We start from the raw sequence: 21,703 nt of genomic DNA, 5'->3' as shown, positions 1-21,703 counted from the left end.
TGTGTCGGAGTCAGGATAACTTTTTAACTTAAAGTGCTAAAAAGGATTTTAACAATAGACCAATTGACCTTATGACGTACAATAGATTAAATTCTCTACTCGGTTTTGCTTGCGGACTAATTGCCACCTGTGTATATATCGCTACAGTTGAAAAGACGGTAAGCTGGTGGGATTGCGGTGAATTTATAGCCTGTGCCTATAAATTGGAGGTGGCACATCAACCGGGAGCACCATTGTTTCTTCTTATTCAGAATATATTTTCTAATCTCGCTTTAGGGAATAAGGGGCAGATCGCCTATTGGATGAATATAGGTTCTGCAGTTTGCAGTGGAATTACTGTTACCTTTTTATTTTGGACAATAACCGCCATTGCTAAAAAGCTACTCAACAAAGACAAACAAGCTTCTTTGTCAACCTACCTGCAGATCTTCGGCGCAGGAGTTGTCGGTGCAATGGCATTTAGTTTCAGCGATTCATTTTGGTATTCGGCAGTAGAATCTGAAGTTTATGCAATGTCTTCCTTATGTACAGCAGTTGTATTTTGGGCAATTTTAAAGTGGGAAGTCCGTGCAGATGAAGACGGTAGCGATCGTTGGCTGGTTTTTATTGCTTTTGTTATGGGGCTTTCGATCGGAGTGCATCTATTAAATCTTTTAGCAATCCCGGCTATCGCGATGGTTGTTTATTTCCGAAGAGCGAGACAGGTTAATGCGAAAGGGACAATAAAAGCTTTCCTCGTCGGAGTGCTGATCTTGGGGGCCGTTTTGTGGGGAATTATTCAATGGTTAGTCGGTCTAGCGGCTAAAGTGGATCTCGTATTTGTGAACTCATTGGGAATGGGATTTGGTACCGGAATTTTTTTCTCGTGCCTATTATTGGGGGGATTGATAATTTACGGTCTATATTATTCCTATAAAAAGCAGAAATATACACTCAATACAGCCTTGCTGGTTCTTTGTTTTGTTTTATTTGGATACAGTTCCTACACCATGGTCATGATCCGAGGGAAAGCAAATCCATCCTTGAACAATAATGCGCCGGATAATGTATTTTCTTTTTTAGGATATTTGAGCCGTGAACAATATATACGGGAACCGTTACTCAAAGGACCTTATTATGACTCGCAAGTGGTTGGCGTCGATAGTAAGACGAGCTATCGGAAAGATAAGTCGGAGTATGTTCCCTTCACACAGGTAGACAAATATCAATTTGATAAGGAAACCTTTTTCCCGCGTATCTATAGCCAAGATGGAAGCCATCAAGCTTATTACAGAAGTTACCTCAATTTGAAAGAAGGGCAACAGCCAACGTTTTCCGATAATTTTAAGTTCTTTTTTAATTTTCAACTGGGAGATATGTATACCCGATATTTCTTATGGAATTTTGTGGGTAGACAGAATGACAGGCAAGGATATGGGACCTATAGTGACGGCAACTGGTTGTCGGGGATCAGACCATTGGATAATTGGCGTTTAGGGGGGCAAGATAAAATATCTCGATCGCAGGAGCATGACCCGAGCCGGAACACTTATTTTTTTCTTCCACTGCTACTCGGAATAGCTGGTGCGATCTGGTTGTACCGAAACAATAAACCTTATACCTTGGTACTGACCTTGCTGTTTGTGTTTACGGGGGTAGCGATCGTAGTTTATCTCAACCAAACTCCTATGCAACCCCGGGAACGAGATTATGCTTACGTGGGGTCTTTCTATGCTTTTGCGATCTGGATTGGGCTGGGAGTAATAGCATTTGTTCGGTTTTTCAACCGTTTTGTACAAACACGTTACGCTTTAGCGACAGGTATTTCTTTTGCGCTGTTGGGAGGCCCTATTATTTTGGCTCATCAAAACTGGGATGATCATAATCGGTCCGAGAAATCGTTGGCAAGGGATATGGCACGCAATTATTTGGAATCCTGTGCTCCAAATGCTATTCTATTTACCTATGGCGATCATGATACATTTCCTGTATGGTATTTGCAAGAAGTAGAGGGCGTACGTCCGGATGTTCGGGTTGTCGTGTTAAGCTATCTCACAGGCGATTGGTATATGCAACAGGCCAAACAACCCACGTATCAAGCGGCAGGGCTCCCCGTGACGATTCCCGCTGAAAAGACGAAAAAAGGCGTTCGTGATTATATCCCTTTCGTAGATAGACAACTTGACAATGCGGTAGATATACAGCAGTTATTGCAGTTTGTCACATCGGATGATCCGGAGTATAAAGTTCAGCTGAATTCCGGTGATATGGAAAACTATTTCCCTTCCAAGAAAGTCCAATTGCGCATTGATAAAGACGAGGTGGTTAAGAAAAATGCGGTTCCGGCGTATTTTCAGGGAGCTATAGTTTCTGCAATGGAATGGGAAATTCCGAATGATCATCTGACCAGGTCGGATTTAACCCTGTTATCCGTGCTTGAAAATAATCATTGGGACAGACCGATATATTTTTCGAATATGCTGCCAAGTGATATTAAGTTGGGACTGGATAAATACCTGGTCAATGAGGGCTTTACTTCTCGATTGATGCCTGTCACTGCTACAGATCAGTCGACAGGAAAACGAAGTGAGCAGGGTGGGCTAGTTAATATGGAGGCGTTATATAGCAATATTATGCATACGTATCATTGGGGTAATGTTAAAAATGCACAATACTTGGATACAGATTCGTTCCGCTTTGCAAGCATGTACGCCCGTGATATATTTGGAAAAGCTGCCCGAATGCTTTTAGCCAATGGCCAGGTCAAACAAGCTGGGGAGGTGGCAAAAAAAGCATACGATCAATTGCCCGATCGCGTATATGCGATGTCGGACGCCATCAATTATGCCGATATTATCGATAGTCTGTATCGCTCGGGGCAACCTCAGCTGGCCAACAGGATGATGGACCGTAACCTTGACTATGTCGCTGAAAATATGGAATACCTACATCAATTGGTAATGGATAAGAAAAACCTGAGCTTTGAGTGGAATGATATTCAGACCGGCTTGGACTCTGTAGACCGGTATAAGGCTATTTTATTGGAAGCAAAGGATACCAAACGATTGGCACGTGTTGAGCAGTTGAGGCAGCAATATCAAAATTGGTACGGCGTAGAATAATTTTGATGATGAACTGAACCAAATTACCAGGCACGCCTAATGGGGCATTGGATTAACGTATTTGAGATAAGAAACCAGATGAGGCCTCTTCTAAAATATTGGAAGAGGCCTCGATACATATAGGATAGGGAATGAGCCGAGTTATTAAAATTTCATGCCGACTCCAAAGCCGAGCAGGAAGGGGTTGATGTCAACTTTTGCCGGTATGGATAGGTTGGGGGCGAGGTTTGACGCATCCACATTGACATCGGTCTTTAAAAGAATATACTTAGCATCTAAATTCACGAAATATTTTTCAGATAGCTTAAAATCAATTCCCAGTTGAGTCGCAAAGCCGAAAGCATTATCATATTTTACATTTTTAACCGTTTGCCCCGCATTGACGCTATAGAATATGGTGTAATTTATTCCCGCTCCTACATAGGGTTTAATGGCACCGTCGGGGAGGAAGTGATATTGCGCTGTCAGTGTGGGAGGGAGGAGCCATACACTCCCAAGATCCACATTGCTGGATGGACTGCCACCAATGGCAGTTAAATTTGAACCTGTTGTATTAACTTTATGTTTTGTAGTCCCAAGGATCAATTCCGCCGCAATGTTTTTTGTGAAGAAATAGGTGAAGTCAAGTTCAGGGATAAATTTCGTATTGATGTCGACGTCTCCGCCTATGGTATTAATCTTGGCCGATTCGTTTGGCATGACTGTCACACCTCTGAGTCTCATTTGCCAGCGTTGATTAGGGATTGTTTGTGCCTGTAAACTTAGTGCGCCTAGGGTAAGTGTTAGTGCAATTAAAAGTAGCTTTTTCATATCATTAAGGGTATTTTGTTTGCTGTAAAACTATTGCTAAAATCAGGGCAAAAGAGTGACGATAATCAGGTTGAAAAATGAATGATACGATGTTTTTCCTATTGCAGATGATGTACCTTTATAAATTACTGTTGTAAAAAATAGGAAAGTATGGGTAGGTGTAAATCCGCTGTAATAGTTTTTCAAGCCACATTGGGATAATAGGGCTATTACACGCATTTGTCTCGCCTGAGGACGAGCAAACGTTATGAAAGTATGTCATTCGCGCAACTGCGGATTGTGCACCAGAATAACTGCTAGGAGAGTTGGGGGCAAGTGGGGGACTGGAGTCTCGTTTAGCAGGGCTAATGGGGATACAAATCCGGTATGTCAATGCATATTGAATGGAATAGGAACGCTCCTAAAATAGAACAGGTCGGAATGAATCCGACCTGTTCTATTTTAGAAGTTACGGTTTTACGCATTTTTCTTCACTTCCTTACCCCAGGAGTCTTTTAATGTAACCGTACGGTTAAAGACTAGATGGTCTGGCGTTGACTGTGTGTCTAATGTAAAATAACCCAATCGTATAAATTGATATCCCTTTCCAGGCGTAGCGTTAGCCAGATCCGGTTCAATGTAAGCACGTTGGATAATATGTAAACTTTCAGGGTTGATCGATGCTTTAAAATCTTCTGCAGCGGCAGGATTTTCATCATTGAACAATCTGTCGTACAATCTTACTTCGGCTTCTTTCGCATGTGGAACCGAGATCCAATGGATTGTTCCTTTAACTTTTAATCCTGAAGTATCTTCTCCTGATTTTGAGTTTGGAACATAGGTACAATGAACTTCCGTCACGTTTCCGTTTTCATCTTTCACAAAATCATGACAGGTAACGATGTAAGCATGTTTCAAACGTACGGAAAGCCCAGGGCCCAAGCGGAAGAATTTTTTTGGTGCATCTTCCATAAAATCATCGCGCTCTATCCAGAGCTCTTTTGAAAATGGAATGGAGCGTGAACCTTCACCGCCTTCGACTTCAGGGTTATTCTCACCAATAAGATCCTCTACCTGACCATCAGGATAGTTTGTGATCACCAATTTGATTGGATCAAGGACAGCCATTCTGCGCCATGCCGTTTTGTTGAGATCCTCACGGATACAGAATTCCAAAAGACTGACATCGATCATGTTTTCACGTTTTTGAACACCGATTTTTTCACAGAAGTTGCGGATACTCGCCGGTGTATACCCCCTTCTGCGCAATCCTGAGATCGTAGGCATGCGCGGGTCGTCCCAGCTTTCAACAAACTTATCATTGACCAGTTGCAGTAATTTACGTTTACTCATGACAGTATAGGTCATATTCAAGCGTGCAAATTCGTATTGTTTGGAAGGGAAAATCTCCAATTTATCTATACACCAATCATAAAGTGGGCGATGTGGAATAAATTCCAATGTACAGATGGAGTGTGTAATTTTCTCAATGGAGTCTGATTGGCCATGTGCAAAATCATACATCGGATAGATACACCATTGATTCCCCGTTCTGTGGTGATGAGCGTGCTTGATGCGGTATAATAAAGGGTCGCGCAAGTGCATATTTGGGCTAGCCAAATCAATCCTTGCCCGAAGTACTTTTTCGCCATCTTGGTATTTACCGGCGCGCATATCTGCGAATAAGGTCAAATTTTCTTCAATAGACCTGTCGCGATATGGTGTCGGAACACCGGGTTCTGTTGGGGTACCTTTTGCTGCTGCAATTTCTTCAGCAGTGCTGTCGTCCACATAAGCTAGACCTTTTTTTATTAGCTCAACGGCATAACGATATAGTGTCTCAAAATAATCTGAAGTATATAATTCCTCTGCCCACTGGAATCCAAGCCATTGAATATCTTTCTTGATGCTTTCAACATACTCGGTATCCTCAGTGACAGGGTTAGTGTCATCAAAACGTAGATTAGTCTTGCCATTATACTGCTGTGCTAATCCAAAATTCAAGCAGATGGATTTGGCGTGACCAATGTGGAGGTAACCATTTGGCTCAGGAGGAAAACGTGTCAATACACGTCCGCCATGCTTTCCTGTTCGAAGATCCTCTTCGACAATTTCCTCGATAAAATTTAATGATTTTTCTTCACTCATAATACAAAGTTAATTATTCGTAGCGAGATATTAGCTAGGAGATCGTAGATATTCGCCTTAGTATGAGTGATTGAATGTGCTGGCTGTATCGGTAAGAATGGGAAGACGTAATAAGGTTTGGACCCACAATAAAAAAGGGACGAAATTTCGTCCCTTTTTACCGATTTTTATTACTACGCTATTTATAAGCGAAGACTTCACCTAGCTCGTCATTATTGGTAAACGTACAGTGTTGATCGATCAATTCTCCAGTGCCGATATTGATAATCATGCCATGCACGGCAAGATCATCACGCTCTTTCCATGCATTTTGAATGATTGACGTCGCGCACAGATTGAAAACTTGCTCTTGTACATTGAGCTCGATTAAACGATCTACTTTTTTATCATGCTCTTGGATCGCATCAATCTCTGCACTGTGTAAGCGATATACATCTTTGATATGACCCAACCAGTTGTCAATAATACCGTACTGCTTGCGGCTTAAAGAGGCTGCTACACCACCACAGCCATAGTGACCTGCGATAATGACATGTTTTACTTTCAAAACATTGACCGCATAGTCTAAGACGGAAAGCATACTCATATCGGAGTGAATGACCATGTTGGCAATATTACGATGAACGAATACCTCTCCAGGCTTTGTACCTGTCAATTCATTTGCAGGTACTCGGCTATCGGCACAACCGATCCAAAGAATTTCTGGATTTTGACCTTTAGAAAGCTGTTGGAACCGCCCTGTAGCATCATTCTTTACAAACTCCATCCACTCTTTATTTCCCTTAATGATATTGTCAAATCCTATTTTTAAATCTTTATTTTCCATATTCTTCTTATTTCACTCTTGCCCGAAGGCATCGTTTCAATTTTATTATAATAATACAAATGTCTAAATTCATTGTTTACTTCAAACAACTTATTTTTATTGAATAGCTGTTCTTGCTATTCAATAACCGTCTCCCCCCCATTTCAATCCAGCTTGCTAGCCGACCAATGGAAGGGAATGGCCTACGAGATACGTCAAAGGTCCGTATCCTATGAAGGTTTCTTATAGACCACCTGCAAAAGTTCGATGTCTTTGCCTTTACTTCTGGCATTCTGTTCAAAATCTTTGATGACTTCGATGACATCCTTGTCTATAAATTTACTGAATGTCCCATCGATTCGGATCTTACTGATCGATTTTGGTAAGCTGTACAATTTTTGTTGGATAGGAACCTTGTTCAAAAATGATACTTCCTCCGCTAATGTAATGACAGCCTTATCTTCTTCATTGTCTTTTTCAATATTATATTTAAAAGCATTTTTCATATTGGCTCTTAAGATATAGAATGTCGCCACGACAATACCTATCCCTACCCCCATAAGGAGATCGGTAAACACAATCGCTACAATGGTGACAAAAAATGGGATAAATTGATCTAAGCCTTTTTTGTACATTGAGGTGAATAGACTTGGTTTAGCCAATTTATATCCTGTATGGAGAAGGATGGCCGCCAGACAGGCCAAAGGAATCATGTTCAGCATTGTTGGGATAGCGAGCATAGCGACCAATAGCCATATACCATGCATGATGGCAGATTGCCTTGTTTTTCCGCCTGCATTGACGTTTGCTGATGAGCGTACAATGACGGAGGTCAACGGCAGACCGCCCAGAAGTCCACTGGTCATATTTCCGATGCCTTGTGCAACAAGTTCGCGGTTGGTTGGCGTATTTCTTTTGTAGGGGTCTATTTTATCAACGGCCTCGATGCTCAATAAAGTCTCTAAACTTGCAATAATTGCAATCGTAAATGCAGCTATCCAAACATCTTTGTTGACAATCTGTGTAAAGTCCGGGAGGGTAAATAATCCTGTGAATTCAGCAAAAGAACCGACAATAGGGACTAGTACAAATTGCTTGTCATGCAACTGGAATGCTGAGCCGTTGAAAAGATAAGCTAAACTTACGCCTAGCATCACGACAACCAATGGGGCTGGCACCTTGTTGAGCTTTGGAATAGATGGCCAAAAGATTAGGATCGCCAATGACAAGGCGCAAATGATCAATGCACCAAAGTTGATCGCAGAGGCTATCGTGTCAAAATAGGCACCGATACCATGACCATTGTCCATTTCGAAGGCATGTGTTTCCACTAAGCCCAATGCCAAAGGAATCTGCTTCATGATAATTGTGATACCGATCGCAGCAAGCATACCGACAATGACTGCTGAAGGGAAATAGTTTCCGATCATCCCTGCTTTTAATATACCGAGAATAACTTGTACTACACCGGCAATCACGACGGCAAGTAGAAAGGTTTCATATGCCCCTAGGCTCTGAATAGCACCTAAGACAATAACTGTAAGACCAGCAGCTGGCCCACTTACACTGAGTGGTGATTTACTGATTGAAGCGACAACGATTCCACCAATTACACCAGTCAATAATCCTGCAAACAATGGCGCACCAGAGGCCATTGCAATTCCCAAACATAATGGAAGTGCCACCAAAAACACCACAACACTAGCAGGGAAGTCATATTTTAAGTCTCTTTTCGATAGTTTCAGAAAAGCCGACGTACGAGTTCCAAACATAAAATTTGTGTTTATCTGTAAAAAATTTTCATCAGGCGACCTTTAACTGGCGTTGTATCATGTATACCGTTTGGCGTTCAACGGCATAACAAAGCGTTAGTGCCGAGCCAAATCAACGATAACATCAACAGAGCCAAAGCCGATTACTTCAGAAAAATCAAAGATTACCGCACATACTTTACCTTTAGCATGCGGGTTGACGGGATACATCCCTAGGGATGCCTTTATGAATAGTTAGGAGGCGGTGTTGGAACCGTAGGATGGAAAGCTAAAATGCTTTTCTCATTTTTAAGATAATTCTTCTGTTTTCCTTGGTTCTCAACGAGAATGGTTTCAAATACAATAGGTTCTTCTGTTTTTGTATTGAAAAATTTTGAGGCAGTTTCAAGTGTATCATTACTTGCGCCGTTATTGTTTTCGATTTCCAGTTGTAAAACGACCTGTAAGATGGTACTTTGATCTAAGCTGTTTGAAAAAATAGGCGAAATAGAGATGGCCATCTTTGTGAAAAAGATGATAGCACAAAGGAATGCTGCCACAAATCTAAACTGCTTATTTAACATTTTTTATTACCTTTAATCTTACTGTTTACATCGTAAAAATAGTAATTCTATGTTAAATTCAAATTAATAGTGCACTAAAAATAAAATTTGGCACGAAATTGTGACGAAGAGATTATTTTTTGAAAAGTTTTCAATTTTTATTGATTTATAAATATTAAGCCTTTTGTATGGCAAATAAAGAACAATTTATAGAGAAGGTTCAAGCTTCCTATAATCCCAAAGGAGCGTTTATCTATCTGGGAGCGGGAATGCTTAATGGCGAAATTTTGGCAGAGGCAAAAGTGAATTTAGCCTTGAAAATGATGAACCGTCACGGACTTATTGCAGGGGCTACCGGAACCGGTAAAACACGTACGCTACAATTGATCGCTGAACAATTGTCGGATGCCTCTGTACCAGTATTTATGCTGGATGTTAAAGGTGACCTATCGGGCCTAGCAGTGCCAGGGGTGACCAACCAAGCCCTTATTGATCGGGGAAATGCCGTGGGGGTGCCGTTTGAGCCATCGTCGTTTCCGGTAGAACTGTATTCACTGTCCGGCAATAAGGGGATTCCGATGCGGATTACTGTAGAAGATTTTGGGCCCGTCTTGTTGGGCCGGATACTCGAACTTAATGAAACACAGACCGGCGTATTGGCTGCGATGTTCAAATATGCACAGGATCACCAAATGCCGTTGATTGATTTCTCAGATACGAAGAAACTGCTTACTTACCTTTCTGAAGGACCCGGCAGCGAAGAAATCAAAGGTGATTATGGTAAGATTAGTTCGGCAAGCTCGGGAACCATCCTGCGTAAGATCGTCGCATTGGAACAGCAGGGGCTAGCGCATTTCTTTGGTGAGAAAGAATTTGATATTAACGATCTATTTCAGAAGGTAGATGGTAGGGGTGTGATTAGCCTATTGAATATTTCTGACGTGCAAGATCAGCCGGTTCTTTATTCTACATTCTTATTGAGCTTATTGGCACAGCTATTTAAAAATATGCCTGAGGTGGGTGACTTGGACAAACCCAAGTTGGTCTTCTTCTTTGATGAAGCCCATCTGCTGTTCAATGGGGCTCCTAAAGCCTTTTTGACTCAAGTGGATCAAATCATTCGCCTTATCCGTTCGAAGGGGATCGGCGTTTTCTTTTGTACACAGTCTCCAACCGATGTACCTGAATCTGTATTGGCCCAGCTGGGTAACCGTGTGCAACATGCATTGCGTGCCTTTACGCCCAACGATGCTGAAAATTTAAAGAAGACTGTAAAAACCTATCCAAAATCCGATTTTTATGAAATTGATCAGGTCCTGACTTCTTTGGGTACTGGACAGGCATTAATCACAGTATTGAATGATAAAGGTATTCCTACAGAGGTTGTCGCTACACATTTGGTGCCGGCGCGTGCAGTTATGGGACCTGCAGATGATGCAACGGTTAGCCAAATTATCAATCAGTCTGATTTGCGGGCAAAATATCAGGAGCGACAAGAAAATCGCTCTGCGGCTGAAATCATAGACGAAAGAATGCAGGCTGCAGCACAGGAAGAACAACGCGCGGCCCAGGAAAAAGAAGCGGAAAAAGCAAGTCGGCCAAGCTCCAGAAGACAGACACCTCTAGAAGCTGCCCAACGAACGGCAACAACGACCTTAGCAAGAGAGGGAGTTAAGTTTTTGGGCAAACTAGCGACGGGTTTATTAAACGCATTCTTAAAAAAGAAATAATACTAATTTTTGGATTCTTTTCGTTTCAATACTATACTTTTGAAGGCGGAGCCGAACTTAGCTAAATTTGCTTTTGAGGGCAATTTTAGCTAAGTTTGCGGACGAAAAGAAAATTCTATTAACGCAATTAAATATGAGTAAACCAACCCTTTTGATTTTGGCAGCAGGAATGGCTAGCCGGTATGGTTCTTTAAAACAAGTAGATGGTTTTGGCCCACACGGCGAGACAATTATTGACTATTCAATTTACGATGCTATTCGCGCAGGATTTGGAAAAGTTGTATTCATTATCCGGGAAGAATTTCTGGAAAAGATGAAAACAGTATTTGATGAAAAATTGAAAGGTAAAATAGAAGTAGATTACGCTTTTCAAGATTTTGACTTAACAAAATTCGGTGTTAATCACGTTATCGAAAGAACAAAACCTTGGGGTACTGCCCATGCGGTGATGAGTGCTAAAGATAAAGTGCATGAACCATTTTGTGTAATCAATGCAGACGATTTCTACGGATCGGATTCTTTTCAGAAAATGGCCGAGTTCTTAACAACCGAGGTTTCTGATCAACAAATGTCGTTGATGGGCTTCCAGGTTGGAAATACCATGTCCGATTATGGCTACGTTTCACGCGGAGTATGTGAGGTTACCCCTTCTGGACATATGGAAAGTGTAACTGAACGTACAAATATATACTACAAAGGCGAAGGCGACGATCGCAAAATCGTTTATGAGGAAAATGGGGTGGAGACAGATCTAGATCCTAAAACCCGTGTTTCGATGAACTTCTGGGGTTTTACACCAAAGATTTTCGAAGTAGCCCAGGCGATGTTTCCTGCATTTGTTGAGGAAAATAAGGAAAATTTAAAAGCAGAATTTTTCATTCCTTCTGTACCAGATTATATGGTGAAGCATAAATTGGCTGATTTTAAGGTAATCCCAACTTCTTCGAAATGGTTTGGCGTAACTTATAAGGAAGATAAACCTATCGTACAAGAATCAATTTCAAAATTGGTGGCTGATGGAGTATATCCAGAAAAGTTATTTTAAGAGCTAAAAGAAATAGCTTATCTTTCACCTGTATTGTCAAGCAATACAGGTTTTTTTTGACCTGTGCGCTAGATTACTTGAGCGGAAATAAATCTTTGATGAAAAAAATTCTTAAAGTGTTTGGTTATCTTATTTTAGGATTGTTGTCTTTTTGTGTGCTCTATATTGTTGCTGAATACAGTTTGTCAAGAATTTCGGCTCCAAGGAAAAATATAGACGAAGAGAAGACGATTCAGGTTTTTGTTCAGTCCAATGGTGTTCATACCGATATCGTATTGCCTGTCGTTAACGAAGAGATGGATTGGTCGCAACTATTTCCTTATGGGAATACGGTGGGGAAACATAGCGGATATCGGTATGTCGGTATCGGTTGGGGGGATAAAGGATTCTATTTGGATACACCAGAATGGAAGGATCTTAAAGCATCGACAGCCTTTGTGGCTGCCTTTGGATTAGGGGAGTCTGCCATTCATGTGACCTACTACAATTCGGTTCAGCAAGATGAATTCTGTTTTGCTTATCAGATCAGTAAATCCCAATACCGTGATCTGATAAAATATATAGAAGATTCGTTGGATCGAAATCAAGCGGAAGCTATTTTGGTGAAAACAGATGCGCAGTATGGCGACTCAGACGCCTTTTACGAAGCAAAAGGAGCCTATAGCATGTTTTATTCGTGCAATACCTGGACCAATAATGCCTTAAAGAGAGCGGCGATGCCAGCAGGTATTTGGGCTACTTTGGACAAAGGAATCTTAAGTCACTATAAGGATAAGAAGTAGCTGGAAATGCATAAGTGTATTGCGGTGAAGGTTAAACGAGATAGTGAAAGTAATAGACATAAAAAAGCTCCGGGAATAATCCTGGAGCTTTTTTTATGAGGAGGAGTGATTATTTCACTTCTTCGTAATCTACGTCAGTTACATCATCACCACCTTGGTTTCCACCTTGAGCTTGACCTGCATCACCTTGAGGTTGTTGTGCACCACCTTGAGAAGCAGCGTACATTTCTTCAGAAGCAGCATTCCAAGCATTTTGCAATTCTTCAGAAGCAGCATCGATATCAGCAAAGTTTTTCGCTTCGTAAGCAGCTTTTAATTTTGTTAAGCCAGCTTCAATTGTCGCTTTTTTATCTGCTGAAATTTTATCGCCATATTCTTTCAATTGTTTTTCAGTTGAGAAGATTAAAGCGTCAGCTGCATTTACTTTGTCAGCTTCTTCTTTTATTTTTTTGTCAGCATCAGCATTTGCTTCAGCTTCTTCTTTCATGCGTTTGATTTCGTCGTCAGACAAACCTGAAGATGCTTCGATACGGATGTTTTGTTCTTTTCCAGTCGCTTTATCTTTCGCAGATACTTTGATGATACCATTGGCATCAATATCAAAGGTAACTTCGATTTGAGGAACGCCACGAGGTGCTGGTGGAATATCGTTCAAATGGAAACGGCCGATTGTACGGTTTTGGTTTGCCATAGGACGTTCACCTTGTAAGATGTGAATTTCTACAGATGGCTGATTGTCTGAAGCTGTAGAGAACGTTTCCGATTTTTTAGTTGGAATTGTTGTATTTGCTTCGATCAATTTAGTCATCACACCACCCATTGTTTCAATACCCAATGAAAGTGGAGTAACATCCAATAATAAAACGTCTTTTACTTCACCTGTCAATACACCACCTTGGATAGCAGCACCTAAAGCGACAACTTCATCCGGGTTTACACCTTTAGAAGGCTCTTTTCCGAAGAATGCTTTTACAGCATCAACGATTGCAGGGATACGCGTAGAACCACCTACTAAGATAATTTCGTCAATATCAGATTTGCTAAAACCAGCATTTTTCAATGCAGACTCACAAGGAGCAATTGTTCTCTTGATCAAGTCAGCTGCCAAAGCCTCAAATTTAGCACGTGATAATGAACGAACTAAGTGTTTTGGACCAGTTGCATCTGCAGTGATATACGGCAAGTTGATTTCAGTAGAAGTTGCGCTTGATAATTCGATTTTCGCTTTCTCAGCAGCTTCTTTCAGACGTTGCAATGCCATTGGATCTTTTTTCAAATCAAAGCCATTGTTTTCGCTTTTGAATTCTTCATTTAACCAGTTGATGATTACGTTATCAAAGTCATCACCACCTAAGTGTGTGTCACCGTCAGTAGATTTAACTTCAAATACACCGTCACCTAATTCCAATACCGAAACGTCATGTGTACCACCACCACAGTCAAACACAACAATTTTCATGTCTTTGTGTGCTTTGTCCAAACCGTAAGCTAAAGCTGCTGCTGTAGGTTCGTTAATGATACGTTTTACAGATAAACCAGCGATTTCACCAGCTTCTTTTGTTGCTTGACGTTGTGCGTCGTTGAAATATGCAGGAACTGTAATAACAGCTTCAGTTACTTCTTGACCTAAGAAATCCTCAGCGGTTTTCTTCATTTTTTGAAGAATCATAGCAGAGATCTCTTGTGGTGTATATTTGCGGTCGTCAATTTCTACACGCGGTGTATTGTTGTCACCTTTAACGATTTTATAAGGTACGTGTTCAGCTTCTTTTACAGCTTCATCGTATGAAAGTCCCATAAAACGTTTGATGGAATAAATAGTTTTATGTGGGTTAGTAATTGCTTGACGCTTTGCTGGGTCCCCAACTTTGCGCTCGCCACCTTCTACGAAAGCTACGATCGAAGGAGTTGTACGTTTACCTTCGTTGTTCGTAATTACTACAGGCTCGTTACCTTCCATTACGGCAACACATGAGTTTGTAGTACCTAAGTCAATTCCTATAATTTTAGACATATCTTGTGTTTTAATTTTTTACTTAAATAAATTCTATCAGTCTATTATCAACCCTTATGCCAATCCAAAAGTTTTGTAAAAAAAACACTATTTGTCATCAATTTGTCTTTAGGTACTGCCAAACTGACATTTTCAATACACCAGTTGCTCTAATATCCTTTTTTTAGCTGACTCGTTTTGGCGATTGCGTGGCATATATCTGCCAAAGATTTCCGAAAATTCAGCAAGTTTCATTTTTTTTGATTTTTTATCCCGCCAATCAGAAGGAACAAGTTTATTGGTATAGGCGATATTTGTAGCCCAATATTGAATATGCATTTCAGGGATGACAAGACCCAATATCATGCCCGGGAGACCATGGCTTAATGCTGGTCCTGCCGATATTGGAATCTCTTCCGAATAGTAAGCGATCAGATAGAGTGAGTCTTTGGTAGCACCATTGACTCTGCGGCAGTTTACTCCGGCGATATTTCGGAATTCCTCCGTGAAACGCCAAGTAATGCTGTCCAAAGTTTCCGAAAGAATGTATTTTTCGTCGATGTCAAGCTGAATGTCTGCTGTGCCGGTTTTCAGATCCTGGTAGAGGACTTTGCCGTTCTTGTTGGCGCCACCCCTAAATTGCCCTCTTTGGTTTCCTCCGATTCGGACCGCACCCTGAGATCTGCCCCCTCTGCCTGTGCCCGAAGTTATCGTAGGTGCGGCCATTTTGACTTCACCACGTTGTTTTTCGTTAGCTACGCTTTCCTCAGGCATCAACACGGTAGAATTCTCATCAAAGTAGAAGTTTAATTTTTCCGTATGTGAATCCGGCATCTTGTCGAGATATTCCATCATGCCCATCCCTCTGTCCATTCCTTTCGAGCTCATGTCGTTGGATAGCTGCCGCATGCGTGCTTTTGTGTACGTGACTTTGTCAAAACTGATCGTACCCCTACTTCCAAAATAGGCATATTGTGCCTGAAGCGATAAACCACACAGGCAGCAGATGATAACGGTCAAATATATTTTTTTAATCATTTCCTTTCCCTAGATATTTGTTGAAATCCCATTTTACACCGACCAAAAAATATTGTGTCAATACCTGTTGAACGGACTCTGAATAGTTGGTGTCACTCGCGTTACGACGTGTGTTGTTAAATGTATTGAACAGGTCAAAGGCCTTTAAGCTGAGTGTCATACTTTCATCTTTCAGTACTTTTTTCTCTAATTCAATATTGGTATAAAATTGATTGATTGATTTTTTATAAAGTTTCGTAGGTCCTGTATAGCTATAGTAAATGTTTGCCATGACATTAAACTTCTTCGGTAGAAAGTATTTGATGTACGCCGAAGTCCCACCTTGAAAACTTGTTGCGTTGTATTGGATGTTGATCGAGTTTTGCTGTACATTAAAACCAGCATTCGCCGAAAGATCAAAGTCGAATCCTTCTGAGTCCTGCTCATTTAAGCTAGAACCTAAACTAAAGTTGGTATTCTTTGCATTATTCAGTAGAAACTCGCCGCCGGACTGTCCGCCTTCAAATTTGGTATAGCTGTAGCTGTTGTTAAACCTGACGTTTGCACTCTTGTTAAAATTGATGCGACGATTGGCCAATGGCTGCATATGATTGATGTTCAAGCCGCCATTCCAGTTGGATTTACCCGATAGGTTTTCATAAGAACTGATTTGAGCCGAGTTGTCTAGTATGGTTGTTTTGTTGACAATAGGATTATTAACAAATGACAAGTTCCCGTTGATATTGATATTCGTTCCTTTCAATAAACTGAACGCGTTATAATTGGCCGAAATGTTATTGTTCACCGCGCGTTTTAGGTCGGGATTACCGACTTGTTGAAACAACGGATTGGTCTGAGGTTGCAGTGGTTGTAACTGATCAAACGATGGGATGATATTGGAACTTTGATAAGCTAAACGTATATTTTTGCTATTTGAAAGGCGATAATTGGCATCAACATTTAAATTGTTATCCCAGAAATTCCGGGCAAGATCAATTGATCTATAACTATCATTTAACTGTTGATTCTTGTAGAACGTACGGTTGGAAAAATTGATCTCCAACTTTTCTTTGCGATAGGAAAAGTGCACGTTCACACCTTGATTGGTATTATTGTCGATCTGGTTTTGAGAATATAGTGAATCAAACTTTTGGGTAATATTGTTTATTGAATTTTGGGTATTTGTACTCTTCGAATGATTGAAGCTGTAGCCTAAAGCCAGATTGATATAGTCACTGATACGGTTGTTGAAATTGATCGAAGAGTTGAAGTCATTGCCTTTATTCCGGCCATGTCGCGTTTGGTTGATAATTGTACTATCCCCGGTTTTGTAAAAATAAGTCCGTGAATTGACTTTACTCTCTGAATCTGACTCTTTGTGATTATTGCCGACCATCACATTTAAAGAACGCCCCGCTTTTAATCGTTTTCTATAATTTAGGCGAAAATTATTGTTGGAACTTGAGGAGTTCGATTGATTGTTCTCCCTAAAGTCACTGATTGGGTTGCCCGATCCATCGCCCGTTTTGCTGTCTGTGTAAGTTAGATTAGCGTTGGTAGCCCAATTGGCATTGGATTGGAGTTCCATATTTTGCGTGGAATCCAGTCGCATGTTAAGGTTTGACCTGAAACCATTACTTCGGCTATGTCTCTCGCTATCGTTTTTACTGTTTTTTTCCTGAATGGATTGATCAGGCAGCACATTTTTATTGTAAGTCTCCGAGTGGTTCTTGTTGCTGTTGTTGTCGTAACCATAGTTGGCGTTTACTTTTAAGGCCTTTTTGAAGAACTGATTTTCATAGTTTGCTCCAAGATTTGTATTCAGTGGTTCGCCCGTAATCTGGTTGTTCATCCGTAAAGAACCTTCACGACCACTTGAACTGCCCATGTTGTTGTGACTCGCGGTGATGCCAATCCGCTCAGTCTTATTAAATTTCGCCGCAAAGAGATTTCCCGCATACAATTCTTTTGATCCAGCCAATGCTTCCATGTTTCCAAAGACACCCTTTCTTGCTTTCTCTTTGAGTACAACGTTAACAGTTTGGATCCTTACTCCGTCATCGATGCCCGACAGCTCCGCCTCCTCCGATTTTTTCTCATAGAGCTGCACCTTGTCAACGGCATCTGCCCGTACATTGCGAATGGCTATTTTAGGATCATAACCAAAAAATTCTTCCCCATCGATAAACACTTTCTGTACAGATTTTCCTTGAGCCGTGATACTTCCATCTCCGGTAACCGTAAAACCGGGTAGACGACGTAGTAAATCCTCTAGCTTCGCATTTTTTTCTGTTGCAAAACTCGCCGCATCATATTCGATGGTGTCGCCTTTCAGTGTAATTGGAAGACGTCGGGTGACAATCACCTCCTGCAAAACATTTCTTTGGGAATTTATTTTGATATCATGCAAATCGAGATCTTTGTTTGCAATTTGGATCGTATCACTATATAGTTCAAATTTAGGGTAAGTGGCCAAAATAATGTAGCTCCCGGGTTTGATATTTTTAACCTGGAATTTTCCCTCTTCATTGGCTCGGTTAAAATAACGGAGGACTGAATCGCGGTTCAGTAAAATAATGGAAGCATTGGTCAGGGGCTTGTCATCCGCCTTATCTAGAATCCTCCCCTTGATGTTTATTTGGGAGTAAGCACTGTTGACGACGATAAATAGTAAAAGTATTAATTGAACTAATCTTTTCATGTACGGGTTGTATCTTTCAAAGATAATTTACTTAATCGTTAATAAATGTAAAACATCTCTTCTGAATGTAAAATCTTTGGTATATAAGGCAGAGGAAATCACATTTTTTCTTGCTCTACATGTGCTTTTTGAGCATCATTTTTTTTATTGCATTCAATACAGATTGTTGGCGGAAGGTTGTTTGAGAAAGTTGGAAGTAAAATTTACCTTTGCACAAAATTGGTATTATGACGTTTGAAAATTACTTACAACAATTCGAAGATATCTTAAATCATCCTGAGAATCACCCTACCTATCAAGATGATGAATATTATCAGTACACAAAAATGAACTGGACAAGAATGGGCCGTTGGTTAAAACGCTTCGAACCAACGTCGACTTTTGAACAATTTGTTGAGTCAATTACTGAAAAGCAACAATGGATCATTATTACTGAACCTTGGTGCGGGGATGCGGCGCATTCGGTACCTATGTTGGCGAAGATGGCCTCAAAAAATCCCAATATCACGGTGGATATCCAACTGCGTGATAGTGCTCCGTTTCTGATCGATTCTTATCTAACAAACGGAGGCAAATCTATTCCAATTCTGGTGATACGCAACGAACAGGGGCAAGATTTGGCTGTCTGGGGCCCAAGACCTCAAGCCTGCCAGGAGCTGTTTTTGCATATGAAAGCGCAAGGGGCAGATTTCTCCGAAATCAAAGAGGAGATTCAAAAGTGGTACAATGCCGATAAAGGAACCGAAATCCAAAAGGAAATCCAGGCACTGTTCGAAAAATAAGAAAATTCCATCCTTATAATAAACTGGCAATTTTTAAGTTTAACCGGATCATCATCTCAGGAATAGACCTGGTCTTTCCTGAGCATGGTTTGAAAAACTGCTGTTAAACCCGGAGCTATGTAAACCTATCTCAATATAAGACAAGTATACGATATTCGGAGATTAGTCGGAGCTTGTTCGGTGCTTCCTCGGTACTTGTTCGTTACTTCTTCGGTTGCAAGCGAAGAAGTAACGCTGAAGCTACGTTTCATGTCCGTAGCTAATCCCTGTAAAGGCTGAAGTTATCTGACTCTTGCTATTGTCTAGTTCCAGCTTATTTTGGACCTATTTTCGGCGTAACGTAATTTCTTTAGGGCAAATAGACCTAATGTCGCCTTTGCGAAAGATCAAAAGATTTTAAGTAAAACGATCCAGTGTTTTTGTTAGCTTTATATGAATTATGGACCATTTTTATGGTGGCTTTTTCAGTTTGCTTGAGCGACAACTAAAACTAAAAAAATATGAATATTGAGGATCTAAGAGATTATTGTTTATCGATTGGGCCGGTGATGGAGGAGACTCCCTTTGGGCCAGATACATTGGTATTTAAGGTAGGCGGTAAGATTTTTTTGTTGGTAGGCCTGGATCAGGTTGATGGATTACGATTTAATGTTAAGTGTAACCCCGAAAGGGCCATTGAATTGCGGGAACGTTATGAGCATACCGTACTGCCGGGCTATCACATGAATAAAAAGCACTGGAATACCGTGGTTGCCAATCAAGAGATTGATGATAGAAAGCTGGAGGAATTGATTTTACACAGCTATCAGCTTATTGTTGAAAGTCTGCCCAGTAAAATCAGATCGGAAGTCAAAGGGCTATAACCGGACTTTGCGTGTAAAGAATTAGTTGTCTATTCAGAAAAAGTCGTTTAAATGACTTTTTTTTGAGGCTAGGATTGATTTTTTTGCTAAAATCAGTGCATTGCTCAAAGCATTGGTCGATAAATTTACACTAAATATTATTTTTATGAAACGAACACGAAGTTACTCGTGGATAATCTGTTTTATGCTTCTTTTCAGTTTGGGAAGTTGTATAAAGGAAGAAGCGCTCAATATGGAAGCGGATATTATCGCTGTTCATGCCGATGAAGATATCTTTTTGCTGAACCCGGTCATCTCAAATACGCAAGTTACACTTTACCTTCAGCCCAATATTCATGATCTTACCAAATTGAATATGACTTTTGACCTGACTCCTGGTGCCTCCATTGAGCTTTTGAAGGATTCTTTGAAAATGCCTGCCGGAACTCAGGATATGAATAAAGTAATTATTGATGAATTCCTAAAAAACGGCGTATATTATAAAGTTACGTCCGAAGATCATCAGTTTACAAAAAACTACCTGATTAAAATTGTGAAAACAGATGGTGGATTTGTTCCAACAGCATATGGTTTTGAAGATACGGCGATTGATAAGGATGATAAATACACCATATTTTATAATAAAATTGATGGCCAGGATTTCTATAATTGGGCTTCCGGAAATCCAAGTTTCTCCTTGACATTGAGCTTAGGAGGAGGTACCAAGGATCCCGAATCATACCCCACTAAAACGAGTTCGGATGCACATTCAGGATCGAAAGCGGCTTTATTGGAAACGAAGTTGACCGGTGCTTTTGGGGCGATGTTCAAGAAACCTATTGCTGCCGGAAATCTTTTTATAGGAGCGTTTGATACAGGACCTGTATTGACAGACTCGTTATCGGCAACGCAGTTTGGCCTTCCTTTCAATCAGATACCGCTGGCCTTGGAAGGTTACTATAAGTATAGTCCTGGCGCAACGGTGACGGATGAAAACATGAAACCTGTTAATACCAAGGATTCTTGTGATATCTATGCTGTTTTCTATAATCGCAAGCAGCTTATGGACTCGCAATCTGATCCCAACAAGAAAGTTTCCTATTTGACGGGACATAATATTTTAAAAGATCCAAGTATTGTGGCTATTGCCAGGTTGGAAAATGGGGGCGCAACCAAGGCTGGTGATTTTGTCAAGTTTACATTGCCATTTAAGTACACGGCGAAAGTAAACGAAGCTGATGTTGCCAATTTGGATTATAGCATTGCGATTGTAATGTCTTCGAGTAAATATGGTGATAATTTTATAGGTGCTGTCGGTAGTAAGTTGACGGTGGATGATCTCAAAATTGTAACGAAGAAGTAATGAAAATGATAAAATATACAATCGCACTGGCTGCGATGGTTTTGATAGGATCTATTGCCAATGCGCAGGAAAACACAGCGGATGAGGGTAAATTGGGTTTTGATGTGATAGTAGGCGGTAAGATCGGCGGCGCAGCCCCCCTATCATTGCCACGTGAAATTCGAAAGATTAAAAGCTATAATCCGAATGTTCCCTTTTTTGTCGGAGCAAGGGCAAACTATCATATTGATTCCCAATGGGGAGTATCTTTGGGAATCGTCTTCGAAGGAAAGGGAATGGATACATAGGCGA

General features: G+C 40.7%; 16 protein-coding genes. 8 read left to right on the top strand and 8 right to left on the bottom strand.

Annotated features, from left to right (window positions below; all coding sequences use genetic code 11):
* The first annotated feature begins 71 nt into the window (after positions 1 to 71).
* Positions 72 to 3,101 (top strand): DUF2723 domain-containing protein, encoded by a 3,030-nt coding sequence (locus B3297_RS14030; RefSeq protein ID WP_070570319.1) that lies wholly within the window; start codon positions 72 to 74, stop codon positions 3,099 to 3,101.
* Between the two features lie 144 nt (positions 3,102 to 3,245).
* On the opposite strand, the gene B3297_RS14025 is transcribed toward B3297_RS14030, so the two are convergent.
* The 5 genes from B3297_RS14025 to B3297_RS14005 form a co-directional block, all read right to left on the bottom strand.
* Positions 3,246 to 3,911, bottom strand: coding sequence for an OmpW/AlkL family protein (locus B3297_RS14025; RefSeq protein ID WP_070570317.1), 666 nt, complete (start codon positions 3,909 to 3,911; stop codon positions 3,246 to 3,248).
* A 456-nt stretch (positions 3,912 to 4,367) separates the two neighbouring features.
* Positions 4,368 to 6,038 (bottom strand): glutamine--tRNA ligase/YqeY domain fusion protein, encoded by a 1,671-nt coding sequence (locus B3297_RS14020; protein ID WP_172462415.1) that lies wholly within the window; start codon positions 6,036 to 6,038, stop codon positions 4,368 to 4,370.
* 178 nt (positions 6,039 to 6,216) lie between these two features.
* Positions 6,217 to 6,864 (bottom strand): carbonic anhydrase, encoded by a 648-nt coding sequence (locus tag B3297_RS14015; protein ID WP_046673652.1) that lies wholly within the window; start codon positions 6,862 to 6,864, stop codon positions 6,217 to 6,219.
* 209 nt (positions 6,865 to 7,073) lie between these two features.
* Positions 7,074 to 8,615 (bottom strand): SulP family inorganic anion transporter, encoded by a 1,542-nt coding sequence (locus B3297_RS14010; RefSeq protein ID WP_046673653.1) that lies wholly within the window; start codon positions 8,613 to 8,615, stop codon positions 7,074 to 7,076.
* A 224-nt stretch (positions 8,616 to 8,839) separates the two neighbouring features.
* Positions 8,840 to 9,178 carry a hypothetical protein gene (locus tag B3297_RS14005; RefSeq protein ID WP_053003623.1) on the bottom strand — a complete coding sequence of 113 codons (339 nt, stop codon included), beginning with the start codon at positions 9,176 to 9,178 and terminating at the stop codon, positions 8,840 to 8,842.
* 167 nt (positions 9,179 to 9,345) lie between these two features.
* Between B3297_RS14005 and B3297_RS14000 the strand changes: the two genes are divergently transcribed.
* The 3 genes from B3297_RS14000 (at position 9,346) to B3297_RS13990 (ending at position 12,714) form a co-directional block, all read left to right on the top strand.
* Positions 9,346 to 10,887 (top strand): helicase HerA-like domain-containing protein, encoded by a 1,542-nt coding sequence (locus tag B3297_RS14000; RefSeq protein WP_286779049.1) that lies wholly within the window; start codon positions 9,346 to 9,348, stop codon positions 10,885 to 10,887.
* Positions 10,888 to 11,020: 133 nt separating this feature from the next.
* The gene (locus B3297_RS13995; RefSeq protein ID WP_046673742.1) at positions 11,021 to 11,932 is read left to right on the top strand and encodes a sugar phosphate nucleotidyltransferase; all 912 of its coding nucleotides are present in this window, start codon (positions 11,021 to 11,023) and stop codon (positions 11,930 to 11,932) included.
* Between the two features lie 98 nt (positions 11,933 to 12,030).
* Entirely contained in the window at positions 12,031 to 12,714 is a 684-nt protein-coding gene (locus B3297_RS13990; protein ID WP_112375439.1) for a TIGR02117 family protein, read from the top strand.
* A 109-nt stretch (positions 12,715 to 12,823) separates the two neighbouring features.
* Here the strand turns inward: B3297_RS13990 and dnaK are convergent, their stop codons facing one another.
* The 3 genes from dnaK to B3297_RS13975 form a co-directional block, all read right to left on the bottom strand.
* Complete coding sequence (gene dnaK / locus B3297_RS13985) at positions 12,824 to 14,728, bottom strand: molecular chaperone DnaK (RefSeq protein WP_286779048.1); 1,905 nt, start codon at positions 14,726 to 14,728, stop codon at positions 12,824 to 12,826.
* A 132-nt stretch (positions 14,729 to 14,860) separates the two neighbouring features.
* Positions 14,861 to 15,745: a GLPGLI family protein gene (locus B3297_RS13980; RefSeq protein WP_112375025.1), complete on the bottom strand. Its 885-nt coding sequence runs from the start codon at positions 15,743 to 15,745 to the stop codon at positions 14,861 to 14,863.
* Entirely contained in the window at positions 15,738 to 18,425 is a 2,688-nt protein-coding gene (locus tag B3297_RS13975) for a TonB-dependent receptor (protein ID WP_286779047.1), read from the bottom strand. Before B3297_RS13975 ends, B3297_RS13980 begins: the two co-directional genes overlap by 8 nt.
* 227 nt (positions 18,426 to 18,652) lie before the next feature.
* On the opposite strand from B3297_RS13975, the gene B3297_RS13970 reads away from it, so the two are divergent.
* The 4 genes from B3297_RS13970 to B3297_RS13955 all read left to right on the top strand — a co-directional run bounded on the left by B3297_RS13970 (position 18,653) and on the right by B3297_RS13955 (position 21,699).
* On the top strand, positions 18,653 to 19,207 hold the full coding sequence (locus tag B3297_RS13970) for a thioredoxin family protein (RefSeq protein ID WP_070570305.1): 555 nt from the start codon (positions 18,653 to 18,655) through the stop codon (positions 19,205 to 19,207).
* A 500-nt stretch (positions 19,208 to 19,707) separates the two neighbouring features.
* Positions 19,708 to 20,070, top strand: coding sequence for an MmcQ/YjbR family DNA-binding protein (locus B3297_RS13965; RefSeq protein WP_046673659.1), 363 nt, complete (start codon positions 19,708 to 19,710; stop codon positions 20,068 to 20,070).
* 145 nt (positions 20,071 to 20,215) lie between these two features.
* Complete coding sequence (locus tag B3297_RS13960) at positions 20,216 to 21,412, top strand: PCMD domain-containing protein (protein ID WP_286779046.1); 1,197 nt, start codon at positions 20,216 to 20,218, stop codon at positions 21,410 to 21,412.
* Between the two features lie 5 nt (positions 21,413 to 21,417).
* The gene (locus tag B3297_RS13955; RefSeq protein WP_286779045.1) at positions 21,418 to 21,699 is read left to right on the top strand and encodes an outer membrane beta-barrel protein; all 282 of its coding nucleotides are present in this window, start codon (positions 21,418 to 21,420) and stop codon (positions 21,697 to 21,699) included.
* The last annotated feature ends 4 nt before the right edge of the window (positions 21,700 to 21,703 follow it).

The organism is Sphingobacterium sp. UBA3519, assembly GCF_002377215.1.
Lineage (GTDB): Bacteria > Bacteroidota > Bacteroidia > Sphingobacteriales > Sphingobacteriaceae > Sphingobacterium > Sphingobacterium multivorum.
Note: the sequence above shows the minus strand (reverse complement) of the source record. Positions and strands in the feature narration are given on the sequence as shown.

Bases quoted from the DNA above. Each gene is read 5' to 3' on its own strand.
- B3297_RS14030 (WP_070570319.1), top strand. From the start codon at position 72: ATGACGTACAATAGATTAAATTCTCTACTCGGTTTTGCTTGCGGACTA.
- B3297_RS14025 (WP_070570317.1), bottom strand. From the start codon at position 3,911: ATGAAAAAGCTACTTTTAATTGCACTAACACTTACCCTAGGCGCACTA.
- B3297_RS14020 (WP_172462415.1), bottom strand. From the start codon at position 6,038: ATGAGTGAAGAAAAATCATTAAATTTTATCGAGGAAATTGTCGAAGAG.
- B3297_RS14015 (WP_046673652.1), bottom strand. From the start codon at position 6,864: ATGGAAAATAAAGATTTAAAAATAGGATTTGACAATATCATTAAGGGA.
- B3297_RS14010 (WP_046673653.1), bottom strand. From the start codon at position 8,615: ATGTTTGGAACTCGTACGTCGGCTTTTCTGAAACTATCGAAAAGAGAC.
- B3297_RS14005 (WP_053003623.1), bottom strand. From the start codon at position 9,178: ATGTTAAATAAGCAGTTTAGATTTGTGGCAGCATTCCTTTGTGCTATC.
- B3297_RS14000 (WP_286779049.1), top strand. From the start codon at position 9,346: ATGGCAAATAAAGAACAATTTATAGAGAAGGTTCAAGCTTCCTATAAT.
- B3297_RS13995 (WP_046673742.1), top strand. From the start codon at position 11,021: ATGAGTAAACCAACCCTTTTGATTTTGGCAGCAGGAATGGCTAGCCGG.
- B3297_RS13990 (WP_112375439.1), top strand. From the start codon at position 12,031: ATGAAAAAAATTCTTAAAGTGTTTGGTTATCTTATTTTAGGATTGTTG.
- dnaK (WP_286779048.1), bottom strand. From the start codon at position 14,728: ATGTCTAAAATTATAGGAATTGACTTAGGTACTACAAACTCATGTGTT.
- B3297_RS13980 (WP_112375025.1), bottom strand. From the start codon at position 15,745: ATGATTAAAAAAATATATTTGACCGTTATCATCTGCTGCCTGTGTGGT.
- B3297_RS13975 (WP_286779047.1), bottom strand. From the start codon at position 18,425: ATGAAAAGATTAGTTCAATTAATACTTTTACTATTTATCGTCGTCAAC.
- B3297_RS13970 (WP_070570305.1), top strand. From the start codon at position 18,653: ATGACGTTTGAAAATTACTTACAACAATTCGAAGATATCTTAAATCAT.
- B3297_RS13965 (WP_046673659.1), top strand. From the start codon at position 19,708: ATGAATATTGAGGATCTAAGAGATTATTGTTTATCGATTGGGCCGGTG.
- B3297_RS13960 (WP_286779046.1), top strand. From the start codon at position 20,216: ATGAAACGAACACGAAGTTACTCGTGGATAATCTGTTTTATGCTTCTT.
- B3297_RS13955 (WP_286779045.1), top strand. From the start codon at position 21,418: ATGATAAAATATACAATCGCACTGGCTGCGATGGTTTTGATAGGATCT.